At 50.4% G+C, this 13,865-nt stretch carries 11 protein-coding genes; 9 read left to right on the top strand and 2 right to left on the bottom strand.

The annotated features are described in order from the left end of the window. Positions 1 to 554 precede the first annotated feature (554 nt). Both I2G61_RS12640 and I2G61_RS12635 read left to right on the top strand, forming a co-directional pair. Positions 555 to 776, top strand: coding sequence for a hypothetical protein (locus I2G61_RS12640; RefSeq protein ID WP_139248653.1), 222 nt, complete (start codon positions 555 to 557; stop codon positions 774 to 776). A gap of 27 nt (positions 777 to 803) precedes the next feature. Next, the gene (locus I2G61_RS12635; protein WP_072685351.1) at positions 804 to 1,178 is read left to right on the top strand and encodes a hypothetical protein; all 375 of its coding nucleotides are present in this window, start codon (positions 804 to 806) and stop codon (positions 1,176 to 1,178) included. A gap of 469 nt (positions 1,179 to 1,647) precedes the next feature. Here the strand turns inward: I2G61_RS12635 and I2G61_RS12630 are convergent, their stop codons facing one another. Continuing rightward, positions 1,648 to 2,532: a LysR family transcriptional regulator gene (locus I2G61_RS12630; protein WP_072685352.1), complete on the bottom strand. Its 885-nt coding sequence runs from the start codon at positions 2,530 to 2,532 to the stop codon at positions 1,648 to 1,650. Positions 2,533 to 2,655: 123 nt separating this feature from the next. Between I2G61_RS12630 and I2G61_RS12625 the strand changes: the two genes are divergently transcribed. Next, positions 2,656 to 4,341, top strand: coding sequence for an FAD-dependent oxidoreductase (locus I2G61_RS12625; RefSeq protein WP_072685353.1), 1,686 nt, complete (start codon positions 2,656 to 2,658; stop codon positions 4,339 to 4,341). A 219-nt stretch (positions 4,342 to 4,560) separates the two neighbouring features. On the opposite strand, the gene I2G61_RS12620 is transcribed toward I2G61_RS12625, so the two are convergent. After that, the gene (locus I2G61_RS12620) at positions 4,561 to 5,094 is read right to left on the bottom strand and encodes a DJ-1/PfpI family protein (protein WP_072685354.1); all 534 of its coding nucleotides are present in this window, start codon (positions 5,092 to 5,094) and stop codon (positions 4,561 to 4,563) included. Between the two features lie 97 nt (positions 5,095 to 5,191). On the opposite strand from I2G61_RS12620, the gene mutS reads away from it, so the two are divergent. The 6 genes from mutS (at position 5,192) to I2G61_RS12590 (ending at position 13,861) form a co-directional block, all read left to right on the top strand. Continuing rightward, the gene (gene mutS / locus I2G61_RS12615) at positions 5,192 to 7,723 is read left to right on the top strand and encodes a DNA mismatch repair protein MutS (RefSeq protein ID WP_072685355.1); all 2,532 of its coding nucleotides are present in this window, start codon (positions 5,192 to 5,194) and stop codon (positions 7,721 to 7,723) included. A 119-nt stretch (positions 7,724 to 7,842) separates the two neighbouring features. Next, on the top strand, positions 7,843 to 8,196 hold the full coding sequence (locus I2G61_RS12610) for a hypothetical protein (RefSeq protein ID WP_072685356.1): 354 nt from the start codon (positions 7,843 to 7,845) through the stop codon (positions 8,194 to 8,196). Positions 8,197 to 8,338: 142 nt separating this feature from the next. Continuing rightward, entirely contained in the window at positions 8,339 to 10,342 is a 2,004-nt protein-coding gene (gene mutL, locus I2G61_RS12605) for a DNA mismatch repair endonuclease MutL (protein ID WP_072685357.1), read from the top strand. Next, complete coding sequence (miaA, locus tag I2G61_RS12600) at positions 10,339 to 11,292, top strand: tRNA (adenosine(37)-N6)-dimethylallyltransferase MiaA (protein WP_072685358.1); 954 nt, start codon at positions 10,339 to 10,341, stop codon at positions 11,290 to 11,292. Before mutL ends, miaA begins: the two co-directional genes overlap by 4 nt. Continuing rightward, positions 11,253 to 11,987: a ThiF family adenylyltransferase gene (locus I2G61_RS12595; protein ID WP_072685359.1), complete on the top strand. Its 735-nt coding sequence runs from the start codon at positions 11,253 to 11,255 to the stop codon at positions 11,985 to 11,987. Before miaA ends, I2G61_RS12595 begins: the two co-directional genes overlap by 40 nt. 425 nt (positions 11,988 to 12,412) lie before the next feature. Beyond that, positions 12,413 to 13,861 carry a phage holin family protein gene (locus I2G61_RS12590; RefSeq protein WP_195548313.1) on the top strand — a complete coding sequence of 483 codons (1,449 nt, stop codon included), beginning with the start codon at positions 12,413 to 12,415 and terminating at the stop codon, positions 13,859 to 13,861. Positions 13,862 to 13,865 lie beyond the last annotated feature (4 nt).

The raw sequence follows: 13,865 nt of genomic DNA, 5'->3' as shown, positions 1-13,865 counted from the left end.
AGAAAACAGAATGGACGTTATAAACAAAGACCTTATTACAATTTAGACAATAAAATCGCGGAATTCCTGCTTTTTGTTTGACCATGCGGATAACAGTGAAGTCTGCCACAATGCGGACAACGGGCTAGGGCTTGATTCTCTTGTAGATATCGAGATAAGTATTCATGGTTGAGGGCTTCCCGTTTTTTTTCTCAAAGCTTCAAGACTGATTTCTTTTTTCATATTCATCATCTATTTATTATTAAAACGTTTTTTCTTTGTCCCTTTAATCGGACAGTACTGCATCTGGTGATGAAATTTTTAGGAAAAGAGAATAATTGATAGGAGGTCAGCCTTGTAATGAACAAAAAAGCTGAATATCCATATTTATTTGTGGTCAAAATCAAGCAACTATGATCTTATAATTTTAAGCTACAATAAAGTTAATACGGGAGATATACTTATGAAAAGATTATCCTGAAAAAAGGTTCTAACAAGGATTCCTGAAGTTTATCTTTTGGATAGTTCAAAACACGCAAACAAACAATAGAGTTGGAATAATCGAAGGGGAAAAAATGAAAAAATTCTTATATCGTCATGGATGGTCTTATGATCAAGTTCGTAGCCTTAAAGTGGTTCCTCTTTGTTTTTTGGTATATATCTTAGTAACTTATGGTTTTACGGCAATGACCAGGAATCAATCTATAGGCCAGGAAACTCCGCTAATAATTTATCTTTCGGATCTTGGTTTTGTGGATGAAAGCGTAGAAAAAAATCATAGCTGGACTGATGGATAAGGAAATAAACGAGTTGAATGTATCCTTTTGGGAGAGGATCCGGCTGCCAATCAACATGTTAGATTTAATGTTCAAGTGGTTGATTACCAAGAAAATATAAATCCTGTGGTTGGCTATCTGCGTGAGATGGGAATAAGCGTTCATCAAAATACGTTTCAAAAGCAAGATCTTGAACACTATCTTGAAGATATGCATGAATTAGACGCTGAACAATGGGGATCGGAATTGGCCTATTCAAGTCAGACATTTGATGTTGAACTCACATCCTATGGCATACCGAATAATACAATTTATCTGCTTTCCGAAAACAGAGCTATAATATTTCGCTATTATACTAAAATCGAAATAAATCAGGAACTCATTGACAGCGTGGTTTCTATCTACCAAAAATCGTTTTACTAATGAGGATTGGGTTCTTATTCATAAAGAGGCAAGAGGACGATCTCAATCTGTTAAGCATGAGATGTTTTTCGAAAATCAAAACAAGCAGAGAGGCGGCCGCTGCCTGTGGGAATCCCGGATTATCGTTTCGCTTCTTTTGAATCTTGCTATGCAGATCAAAGAAGCTGATCAAAGATTTTATTAATGAACATCCGTTAGTATTCCTGTTCACCCGACTCCGGCATATTGGAGAAACGCTGAATATAGATATGCTATGAACAATTTTTAAAAAGACAGGGAAAGATACTTCGGTTTTAGCCTGACAAAAATATCAACGATATTTTCACTGCTGCTCACAAAGCAAAAAATGAAATTTACCCGTGATCGGGATAATAACAATTTTAAGATTTCCATTTCATAAAGTATTTGGGGAAACTGAGGGGCAGGGAAACGAAATCTGATGCACGAAGGGCTGTTTATTCATCCCGGACTACATCTGTCTTTTCTGCGGATATCGTGATCTCAAAAAGTCAGCCAGATTTTCAGCCGCTTTCTGGTTCACATAATCTCGCCGCACAAGCAATCCAACGAACCAGTGATAATCACGAAACGGCGTCATGGTTAATCCCGGCAGCGGAAAGGCTTCGATTAAAAGATCAAAAATCATGCCTTCATTCGCTGAAATTCGATAAAACGTCTCAATCGTATTCGGGCTGTTTTCAAATAGAAAAGACTGTCCCCTTTTCTTCAGGTCGCGAAACAGGGGCGGATATGTATTTTCAAGGCTGCCCATGCCGAAAAAGCGGTATGGCAAAATGTCATCAAGGGTTAAGCAGGATTTTTTAAAGTCCAGTTTGGAACTATGCGTACAATAAACCGGACATTCAAAAATTGGGAATTTATTGAATTCTGACATGTCATCATGGAATTGAAAGATCAGCGCCGCATCCAGCTGCTTCTTGCGAAGCTGGCTGAGACATTCGTCCAGTTCTAAAAAGTGCCGTTCTATATGAAGGTCTGCCCGCTTTTCATAAGCTGAAAATTCAGCGTCGCTGACCTGAAACTGAAACGGAATCATCGAGGAACAGATGCCCAGCTGCAGCTGATGAAACTGCGGATTCAGGGCCGCCATTTTCTTTTGCAGCAGGTCAAACTCTTTCAACAGCGGAAGACTTTGTTCGGCAAGATATTTCCCTTCTGCGGTTAATGTGATCCGGTTGTGGTCGTTTTGAAACAAACGACAATGAAGCTCGAGTTCTAAGAATTGTATTTGCTGACGAAGCGCTTGCCGACTGATATAGCACTCTTGCGCCGCTTTTGTGTAATTCAGCGTTCGTGCAGTTGCGGAAAAATAACGCAGCGATTGAATATCCATAATCTCCTCCAACCGCAGGTTTTTCCTGCGTTTGTGTGATCATTATAACTGCTTTTGTCCTGGTTGAAAAGATGTTATCCTCTAACTGGATGATTTTTTCACAAACGAGGAGGAAAGAAGATCATGAAAACTGTATCACGCCGTGAGTTTCTCAAAGGCGCTGCATTGTCTGCGGCAGGTCTTGCCGCCGCGGGACTGCTTGCCGGCTGTTCCAGCGAAAACAAAGACGCTTCCCAGCAGCCGGCTCCTACTGAAGCACCTGCCGCTTCCGATTGGCTGGGCAAGGCTCCGGAATTCAAGGAAAGCGATTTCGTCAAAACCTATGAAACGGATGTTTTAGTCATTGGTGCTGGAAACGGGGGCCTTTTTGCCGCATCGGCGGCGGTCGAAGAAGGAGCCAAAACCATTTTAATTGAAAAATTCAGCGAAGAATTCGGAGGTTCCGGGATCCGCGATACGTTGGGAGCCATCAATTCCAAACAACAGATTGCCAATAACGATAATCCGGATCGGCTGGAAGTGATCACTGAACTGTACCGCGTATCGAACGGATATGGCGATATGCGGTTGTATAATACCTGGGCCGACCATTCTGGCGAGATGATCGACTGGTTTACTGAGCGGCTCAATGAAGAGGGCTGGCAGTTTCTACACGAAATTGACGGGAAAACAGAAAAGATGCGTTATGCAGCATTTGACACGGGTCACACGCTGCAGCTGGGAACCAACGCCTACGACCCGAACAATTCCGCCCGCGTTTTAAAGAAATACGCCAGCGGCCTGGGATTAACGATCCATTATGAAACCAAAATGGAAGCTTTGATCAAGGAAGAAGGAAAGGTAACCGGCGTCATTGCTTCGACGCAAGACGGTTTTGTGAAATATATTGCCCACAAAGGGGTTATTGTCTGCACTGGCGGCTACAGCCTGAATCCGCAAATGCTGCAGGCTCTCCAGCCGGAAACACTGCTTTATGACAACAACAACAGCTCTTTCCCGGGATCGACAGGAGAAGGAATTAAAGCGATGCTGTGGGCCGGAGCTAAAATGGATGACGTTCATGGCTCCGTTGTTTTCGATCGCGGCGCAATCAAGCCGGATGCGGTCGGCAATGAGGAAGGTTATATGTTCTGGATGGGCTCGCAGCCATTCCTGAAGGTTGATTTGAAGGGTCAACGTTTTACAAATGAAAGTGGTTTTTACGATCATATCCTGCATGATTCGCTGAATCTTCCTCATCATACCTACTGCATGGTCTGGGATGCTGATTATGTTGCGGATATTGAACGCTTCGATACTCACGGCTGTTCCAGAATGTTCCCGCATTCCAATGGTACCGAACCGGTTATGCCGATTCAGTACATCGACGGCGTAGTTTTGCCGCAGGCCCGCGAAGACGGCTATATTGTCAGCGCAGATACGTTAGAAGAGCTGGCTGAAAAACTTGGACTTCCCAAAGAAAACTTCGTCGCAACCTGTCAGCGCTACAATGAATTATATGACAATCAGGAGGATCCGGATTTCGGCAAGGAAGCATTCCGGCTTTCGCAGATGCGCAAAGCGCCGTTTGAAGGCATCCGCATGAGCGGCGGCTATTTCATCAATACGTTTGACGGCGTTAAGGTTAACTGCGACATGAATGTCCTGGACGAAAACATGCAGCCGATTGAAGGCTTATATGCTGCAGGCGACTGTACTGGAGGTTATTTCGCCACCAGTTATCCGAATCTTCTGGCCGGTGCGGCTGCTGGAAGAACAGCTACTTTCGGCCGCCTGGCGGGCAAAAATGCAGCCAAGCGCTCCGTCTGAGCGACTGATCAGAAAAATAGATTCAAGCTTTAATCAGGCCACGAAGGGATAGATCCGTGGCCTTTAACGATGGGGAGAACGCCACAGGAAGGGGAGCTCTCGTTATGATGAAAAGACACCCGGTATGAAAAACAGTCCGGGTGTCTTTTGCGATTTGATGACACTTCGCATCAAAATTCAGGCTTTCGATGAAAGTCCGGCTGCCTGCAGCCTTCCTGATCAATAATAAATCTGTTTCTGAATGAATTCTTTCTGCTCGGTTCCCTGCAGCTTCTCAATGATCGCAAACGCGAAATCAATCGTGGCCGCCGCGCTGCGGCCGGTGATCAGATTGCCGTCGGTGACAGTGTATTGATCGACATAGGTACCTCCGAAGTCCTCGTTCATGCTTGTGAAGCAGGTGTACCGCTTCCCTTTCAACAAGCCCAGATGTCCCAGAATCGTCGGCGCCGCGCAGATCGCCGCGATCGGCTTATCCAGCGCTTTGAATTTCAGGATGATCTGTTTCACATCCTCGCTGCTTTCCAACAAAGCATAATGCGGCCCGCCCGGCAGCAGCAGGCAATCATAATTTTCAGGGTTCAAGTCGGATAACGGAAGCAGGCCGCAGATCGGCAGATCATGCTTGCCCGTCGTCTTTTCTCCGCTGATTCCAAACAGATCCGCTTCCAGTCCGCTGCGCTTCAATAACGCCAGCGTGCCGATCGCTTCGATCTCCTCATAGCCCTTGCCTAAAATCGTGCAAATTCTCATATCCGCACCTCCATTTTCCTTATTATAAACCCAAAACTCCCCTGACCTGCAGAAAAAATGATGGTATAATAAGAACAGTTTTTTTAGAGGTGAAAGTATGGAACAATATACGCCGATGATGCAGCAGTATCTCGAGGTTAAAAAGAATTATCAGGACGCCCTGGTTTTTTATCGTCTGGGCGACTTTTATGAAATGTTTTTTGAGGATGCCAAGATCGCGTCCTGTGAGCTGGACCTGGTGCTGACCGGCAGAAACGCCGGGGTGAAGGACCGCGTGCCGATGTGCGGCGTGCCGTTTCACGCCGTGACGGGCTATATACAGCGTCTGGTTCAGAAAGGCTACAAGGTGGCGATTGTCGAACAGATGGAAGATCCGGCTTTAGCCAAGGGACTGGTCAAGCGCGATGTGATCAAGGTCGTGACGCCCGGCACGGTGATCGACGAGCTGTTTGACGAACGCTCCAGCATTTATCTGGCGGCTGTTGTGGACTATCAATATGGATTCGCCTTGTCGATCTGCGAAATGTCGACCGGCGAAACGACGGTAACGCATATTCCGCGCAATATTCTCCATTTGCAGCAGACGCTGCTGAAAAACAATATTCGCGAGATCGTCGTGAAGGAAGGCTTCGACGAGAAGTTTATCCGTGCAGTCCGCGATCTGTCCGCCGTGGCAATTTCCTATTGCGCCGAAGACCAGATCGGCGAGGAATACCTGCCGCTGTGCGAGGAAGTGAGCGACGGGGCGCAGCGGGAAGCCTATGGGCTGATGCTCAATTATCTGATCGAAACGCAGAAGCGGATGATGCATCATCTTCAGACTGTCGAAATTGAGAATGAAAACGACGTGCTGTATATGGACTTCTCAACCCAGCAGAATCTGGAACTGGTCGCTCCGCTGCGCACGCAAAGCAAATCGGAGACCCTGTGGTCGTTTCTCGACCGCTGCCAGAGCGCAATGGGGTCCCGCCTGTTAAAAAAATGGATTGAACGGCCGTTGGTAGATAAAAAGAAAATCCTGTTCCGCCAGGACCGGATCGAATACTTAATGAAAAACTATCTTGTCCGCGAGGATCTCAAGGACAAGCTGAACCAGATCTATGATATGGAACGGCTGATTGCCAGAGTGGCCTATGGTTCTGCCAATGCAATCGACTGCCAGCGTCTGCAGAAAACACTGAGCCAGGTGCCGGAAATCCTGGCGCTGTTTCAGGATGCGCCGGTTTTTCAGGAATACCGGGACGTCGACTGCTGCCTGTCGCTGACGGAGCTGCTGGACGGAGCGTTCGTTGAGAATCCACCGGTGTCCGTGAAGGAAGGCGGGATGTTTGCGGAAGGCTTCAGCGAACAGCTGGACGAATACCGTCATGCCCAGAAGGAAGGAAAAACCTGGATTCTCCAACAGGAGAATTACGAACGCGAGCGCACCGGAATTAAGACACTGAAAATCGGCTACAACCGGGTGTTCGGCTATTATATTGAAGTGTCCAAGGGCGCATCAGCACAGGTGAAGGAAGAATACGGCTATGTCCGCAAGCAGACGCTGACCAACGCCGAGCGCTACATCACCTCCGAGCTGAAAGAAAAGGAAGACGCGATCCTGCATGCGGAGGAGCGCTCCATTCGTTTGGAAACCGAGCTGTTTGCCAATCTGCTGGAACAGATCCGCAGCTATCTGCCGAAGCTGCAGAAGCTGGCCTTGATGCTGGCGAATATGGACGTCTATTACGCCCTGTCCTCGATCAGCGCGGATAACGGCTACGTTCGTCCCCTCTTCACGGAGGACGAGCTGAAAATTGAGGAAGGCCGCCATCCGATTCTGGAAAAGATCAGTCCTAACCGCTATGTTTCCAACAGTCTGGCGATGGATAAAGAAAATCAGATCCTGATCATTACCGGTCCGAACATGGGCGGTAAAAGTACCTATATGCGGCAGGTGGCGCTGATCATCCTGATGGCGCAGATCGGCTGCTTTGTGCCGGCGAAGAAATGTGAAATGCCGATTTTCGATAAGATTTTTACCCGCATCGGCGCCAGCGACGACATCCTGTCGGGACAGTCGACGTTCATGGTGGAAATGACGGAAGCGAACAACGCGTTATCTCAGGCCACGGAGCATTCCTTAATCCTGTTTGACGAAATCGGCCGCGGCACTTCCACGTATGACGGCATGGCGCTGGCTCAGGCCATGATCGAATACATCGCCGTCTGCATCCACGCGAAGACGCTGTTCTCCACACATTATCATGAACTGACCAGTCTGGATGAAAGTCTGCCGGTGGTGAAGAACGTGCATGTCGAGGTGCATGAGGACAATGGCGATGTCACCTTTATGTACCGCGTTAAAAAAGGCAAAGCCGACCGGTCTTATGGCATCAACGTCGCCCGGCTGGCAAAGCTGCCGGAAGCGGTGCTGGAACGGGCCGGCGATCTGTTAGCGGAATACGAATCGAAAAAACGCGTCGTTCAGCAGTCGCTGGGCATCGTCGAAATGGTCAAAGCGCCGGTCAAGGAACAGGGCGTGCTCGATAAATTGGAAATGGTCGATCCCAACCAGCTCTCGCCGATTCAGGCGCTGCAGATGATCATGGATTTGCAGCAGGAACTGAAGGAAGCGCAGAAAGCATAACAGCTGACTGCGATCAGTCTCACGCCGCTTTCGCCGTGGGAAAGAAGCGAAAGTCAAATCAGAAATAACGAAAGTAAAACCGAAAATAACGAAAGTAAAACCAGAAACGAGGAAAAGCGATGAAGATGTTTCGAATGCTTTGCCTGGCGTTAAGTCAGGGTTTAATTCTCGGCTTGATCGCCAGCGCAGTCCGGCAGACGCTGCGCCGCCGCAACCATCCGGATTTCACCTATACGCCTAAGCAGCTGGAACAAGGCCGCCGGCGCTGGAAGGTAGGTTCGCGGATTCTGACCTATGTCACCTTTGCGATGCTGATCCTCGGTTTTATCTGGTGCCTGTATTTTCTGGTGCTGGCGCTGGCCGATCCGACGCAGGCAGAGTACGCCAACAGTTTGTCGGAAATGATCGTCGGGCTGTTGACGATCATCTCGATCGGTTTCGCGTTTTACGAGTTTCTGCGGCATGGACAATAAAAGATGCGGCATGGACAATAAAAGATAAGGCAAACCGGCAGTTCGCCGGAGCACTTGAAAAGGATGACCGGTTCCCTGAATTTATCGCATCCTCGGGGAATCAATCGGAAACAGCTTCACAGAACAGGAGGGTGAATCCACGATGGCAAAAATACAGCAGCTGGACGCGCATTTAACCAACATGATCGCCGCCGGGGAGGTCGTCGAACGGCCGATGGGCGTCATCAAAGAACTGGTTGAAAACGCGCTGGACGCGCAAGCGACCCGGATTGAAGTTAACATCAACCAGGGCGGCACCGAGCTGATGGAAGTGATCGACAACGGCGTCGGGATGGATCGGGAAGACGCGTGTCTGTGCTTTGAACGGCATGCCACCAGTAAAATCAAGACGACGGAAGATCTGTGGGCGATTCACACGCTGGGTTTCCGCGGTGAAGCGCTGCCTTCGATCGCTTCCGTTTCCAATCTGACACTCTTGACCAACAACGGCGAAGATTCCACGCGTGTGGAAATCCGCTACGGTCAGCGCCAGTCCGCGCGGCCTTACCCCTGCAATCAGGGAACGCAGATCACGGTCAGCGGCCTGTTTCAGAAAACACCGGCCCGGCTGAAGCATCTCAAGTCGATTCCGTATGAAACCTCGCTGATCCTCGACGTCATTCAGAAGTTTGCGCTGAGCTATCCGGACGTCGCGTTTCGGCTTGTCCACGACGGCAAGGAAGTGTTCCGCAGCGCCGGCAACGGCAGTCTGCTGGAAGTTATGGCGATCATCTACGGCCGCGATCTGGCCCGTCAGTGCATCGAGGTGGAAGGGCAGGACTTCGATTACACGGTCCGCGGTTTGATGGCGCTGCCGGCGCAGACCCGCGCCAGCCGCAATTACATGACGGTCTTTATCAACCGCCGGATGATCCGCTCCTACCGGATTCAGAAAGCGATTTTGGAAGCCTATAAGAACTATATTCCGCAGGACCGCTATCCGATTGTCGTGCTGGATATCGAGATGGACAGCCATCTGTGCGATGTGAACGTCCATCCATCCAAATGGGAAATCCGGCTTTCCAAGGAGCAGCAGCTGGAATTTTTAATCCGCGATACGCTGACCCGCACCCTGCGCGAGCACATGCAGGCGCCGGAGGTCATGCGCGTGGAAACGCCGAGGGAGAAAGTGGAAATGCCGCAGCTGTTTGAAACGCCCGCGGCTGTTCCCGCCAATCAGGTGCGCGAGGATTCCGTCGAAGCTAACGAATGGCGCAGACAGGCGGCCCTGATGAGCGAACAGCGCGAACGGGAACAGATCACCGCGTCGCTTTCCCGGGAAATAACGCAGAATCCGGAAGCTGCTGGAAAAGCGGAAGAATCCGCAGTCTTGCCAGCGGAGCCTGAAGCCCTGATTAAAAAAACAGAGGTGGAAAACCGGGAAGGATCGTCGCTAACAACGCCGAAGCCAACCGCAAAGACCTCATCTGCGGACAGCCTTTCCGATCAGCTGTCAAAGCCGGAGCCGCTGGATCCCCGGGTTCAGTCGACAGAAGCTTCGGCCGAAGCGCTGCGCTCAGTTCCAAAACAAACCTTCCCACAGATGCAGGTGCTGGCTCAGATGCATGGCAAATACATTCTCGCTCAGGACGAACACGCGCTTTATATTGTCGATCAGCATGCCGCGCAGGAACGTGTCCATTTTGAAGAAGTCCAGCAGCGCTTTCTGGATCAGGAGCCTTTAATGCAGGAGCTGCTTGTGCCGATCATTTTGGAAGGCAGCGCGTCCGTGGCGGCCCGGCTGCAGGAAATGAACGAACTGCTGGAACCGATGCACATCCATCTGGAAAACTTCGGTCAGAACAGTTTGATCTGCCGTCAGCTGCCGGCCTGGATGAGTGAAATTGACGAACAGGCGTTCTTACAGGACGTGCTGGATTTGTGGAAAGACGGCCGCGAAGTCCGTGCGGAGGATCTGCAGCGGCACCGGCTGGCAACGATCGCGTGCCATCATTCAATCCGTTTCAACCGCGTATTGTCGTTAGGCGAAATGCAGGAGGTAATCGAACAGCTGGCGCGCTGTGAACAGCCGTATCACTGCCCGCATGGCCGTCCGACGTTCATCACCATCACGGAAAAGCAGCTGATCAAGGAGTTCCAGCGATGAAGAAAGTGCTGGTACTCGTCGGTCCGACCGCCGTCGGCAAGACGGCGTTTTCGATTGAACTGGCGAAACGGTTTCACGGTGAGATCATCAGCGGCGATTCGATTCAGGTCTACCGCGGGCTGGATATCGGATCGGGGAAGATTACCGAAGCGGAAAAGCAGGGCGTGCCGCATTACAATATCGACACGCGGAATCCGAAAGAAAAAACGAGCGTCGCGGATTTTCAGCGGGAAGCCCGTGCAGCGATCGAAGCGATCAGCGCCCGGGGCAAGCTGCCGATGATCGTCGGCGGCACGGGTTTGTATATCAAAGCGGCCCTGTATGATTATCAGTTTCAACCCGAGGATCCGCGCGCGCAAAGCTTGAGCGAAGAACTGGAACAACGCGATGAAGCCGAGCTGTATGCCTGGCTGAAACAGGTCGATCCGCCAACCGCGGATCAGATTCATCCCCATAATAAGCGCCGGATCATCCGCGCGCTGGTGATTCACGAACTGGCGCAGACGCCGAAAAGCGAGCTGGAAAGCCGGCAGGAACACAGAATGATGTACGACACGTTCATTTGCGGTCTGACTTGCCAACGGCAGGCGCTGATAGAGCGGATTGAAAAACGCGTCGACGGAATGATCGCCGCCGGGCTGATCGAGGAAATCCGCGGCTTATTGCGGCAGGGCGTCAGCTTTGACGATCAGTCGATGCAGGGCATCGGCTATAAGGAATGGCGCGGCTATTTTGAAGGCCGGGAAACGATCGATCAGGCGCGGGAACAGATTTTAACGCATACCCGGCAATTTTCGCGCCGCCAGATGACCTGGTTTACCCGGCAGACGCCGATCCGCTGGGCGGCGGTCGATCAGCCGGGTGAGAAAGAACAGGCAGTGGCGGAAATCGCCGTCTGGCTGAAGGAGGAATGTGCGTGGAAACACCGCTGCAAAGACTGGAATTGTTAGTCGGTCCGGCCGCGATCGGACGGCTGAAGCAGGCGTGCGTGCTGATCGTCGGCATCGGCGGGGTCGGCGGGTATGCCGCGGAGGCACTGGGCCGCAGCGGGATCGGAAAATTAATCCTGGTCGACGCGGACACGGTCGCCCCCAGCAATCTCAACCGACAGATCATCGCCACGCTGGATACTTTGAACCAGTCGAAAACCGAAGTCATGGCCGCGCGCATCCGCAGCTTTGCCCCGGAATGCGAAGTCCAGGCGGTGAACGTGTTTTTCAACGAGCAGAGCGAGAGCCTGTTCGATCAGAAGATCGACTACGTGATCGACGCGATCGACACGCTGTCAAGCAAGCTGGCGTTGATTGAAATGGCGCAGCGTCATTCTGTGCCGTGCATCAGCTCGCTGGGAATGGCGAATCGGTTTGATCCGACCCAGCTGACCGTCACGACGCTGGATAAGACCTGCAATGATCCGCTCGCCCGGGCCCTTCGCCAGATGGTGCGCAAGCGGGGCTTCAACGCGAAGATTCCGGTTGTCTGGTCCAGGGAGCTGCCGCGCACGCAGAATCAGCTGGTCAACGCCGAAGGACAAACCTTGAAGCAGAAATATCCGCCGGCCAGTACGATCTTTGTGCCGGCCGCCGCCGGGCTGACCTGCGCTTCGGTGGTGTTTCAGGCACTGATCAATTCCATCGAAGAATAGGCGGAAAGAACGAAAGCTTTCAGCGGTTCCGGTTGAAGGAAGAGCCGCATTCTTCTCGGGATTTCCCATGTGTTTGCCAGATTGAGCTTTTCAGCCTGCGAAAGTAAAGCTGATAAGGACAATGAAAATTCAAAGGAAACGGTGGAAATAGTAAAAACAAGAAGGCTTGTCTGTGATTTTGCCTGAACTGATCGGGCAAAAGGCGGCAAGTCTTTTTCTTCTTACTCATTCGGCAAAGAAACATTCTTCACTCTTCGTCAGGGATAAATAAGCCAAAAAAAAGGTTGTTTTCAAGAAATTGAACGTCGGAAGGATTAAAAACTGAACAAAGGATTAAAATTTACGAAAGAAGGATGAAATTACTGAAATAAGTGTACTCATCGCTGTCAGTTTTCGATATAATACCACCGTTGAGGGGGTATTTTATGAAGCAAATCAAGAAACTGGCCCGCCGGGGCATGGCGCAGACGCTTGCCTTGCTGGCAGCCATCTTTTTCGGCGTCACCGCCGTCTTCGGGCTGATCATGCTTGGCGAAGGCGTCGAGCAGGCGCTGATGATGGTTGTGGCGATGGTGCTGATGTTCGGAATAATCATGTTGATCTTCGTACTGATCGGCAGCGTTCCGTATCTGCGCATCGGCAAAATGATTAAGCGTCAATGCGAGGATTTGGGAATCGAATTGAACGAAGAGGAAGAATTTGAGTTCGTGACCAAAGAGATTTCGATGAGTAAGAACTGGATTGTCAGCGGTCTGTACGGTTCCAATTTCGCGCTGCACCGCCGCAGTATCGACCATGTCGAGGAAACGAGCTACTATCAGAAGGGGCGCACCTATCCGATGATTCTGTTGTTTGTCGGACTGAAGAAAAAGTATAAGATTATCTGCAGCCGCAAGGGCGATTTCGAGCGGGTTACGGATGCGCTGGATCAGTGGTTCCCGCCGTTGGAGACGCCGGAAAATACAGCCGGAGAGTCTGCCGATAAGACACCGGTCAATCCGGCTGTGGAAGATCGTCAGGCTCGTCGGGACCGGATTCTGCGGCAGGAGCAGGGCCAGAGCGGTAAGAAAACCATTGCGGCGATCCTGGGCGTTGTTGGAATGGTCGTCGTGTTCTCTGTAATCTATAACCTGCTGCCAGCGCGCACATCCGCGCCGAAAACAACGCCGAATATCGTGAGCCAGCCGCAGAAACCAAAGGCGAAAGACCGTCAGGTTGACGCGTATATCGCAACGGTCAAAGACGATCAGTTCCAGCAGATTGCCAAAGGGTTGATCGTCGAGACAGACGGCGATGAGGATTCGATTGAACCGTTGATTGTATCCAGTGAAAACAATCAGACGAGGTTCGCCATTTACAACGGAACACCGTATTTCTTCTACGGTCAGATGGTGGTCTACGATGAAAACAACAAAGAATTAGGCACTCTTGAAATTCCGCTGGCGAAGCCTTATGAATACTGTTTCCTGAACGACTATGTCGAAGGGGCTGCCAGCAGCTACGATTATTCTGTCGCAGAATATTACTCGTTAAGCTATGCCGCAACGGAAGCTCGTTATCAATTCACGCTCAATGGCGACGAGGAGAGCAGCTGGAGCGATATTCTGTTAGCGTCGGAAGATGTAAGCGAGGACAACGTGGAGGAAATCTGCATGGCGGAATATTATTCCAACGTTCTTTCGCAGATCTCGTCTGAGGAATTGATGTTTTATGATGAAAATGAGCTGAGCTATGTCAATGAGGATGAAAATCAGGGATTGGACCGAGCTTCGGCGAAGTATCGCGCAGTATTGGATATTGATCGCGGCGTCATTGAGTGGTATTCTAATAACAACGGATCGGAGACGGCGTTGTCTTCGATTTCTATGAAATAAAGGA

This window comes from Holdemania sp. 1001095H_141210_F2 (assembly GCF_015558105.1).
In the GTDB taxonomy this organism is placed as follows: Bacteria; Bacillota_I; Bacilli_A; order Erysipelotrichales; family Erysipelotrichaceae; genus Holdemania.
This window is presented reverse-complemented; position numbering and strand designations above follow the sequence as displayed.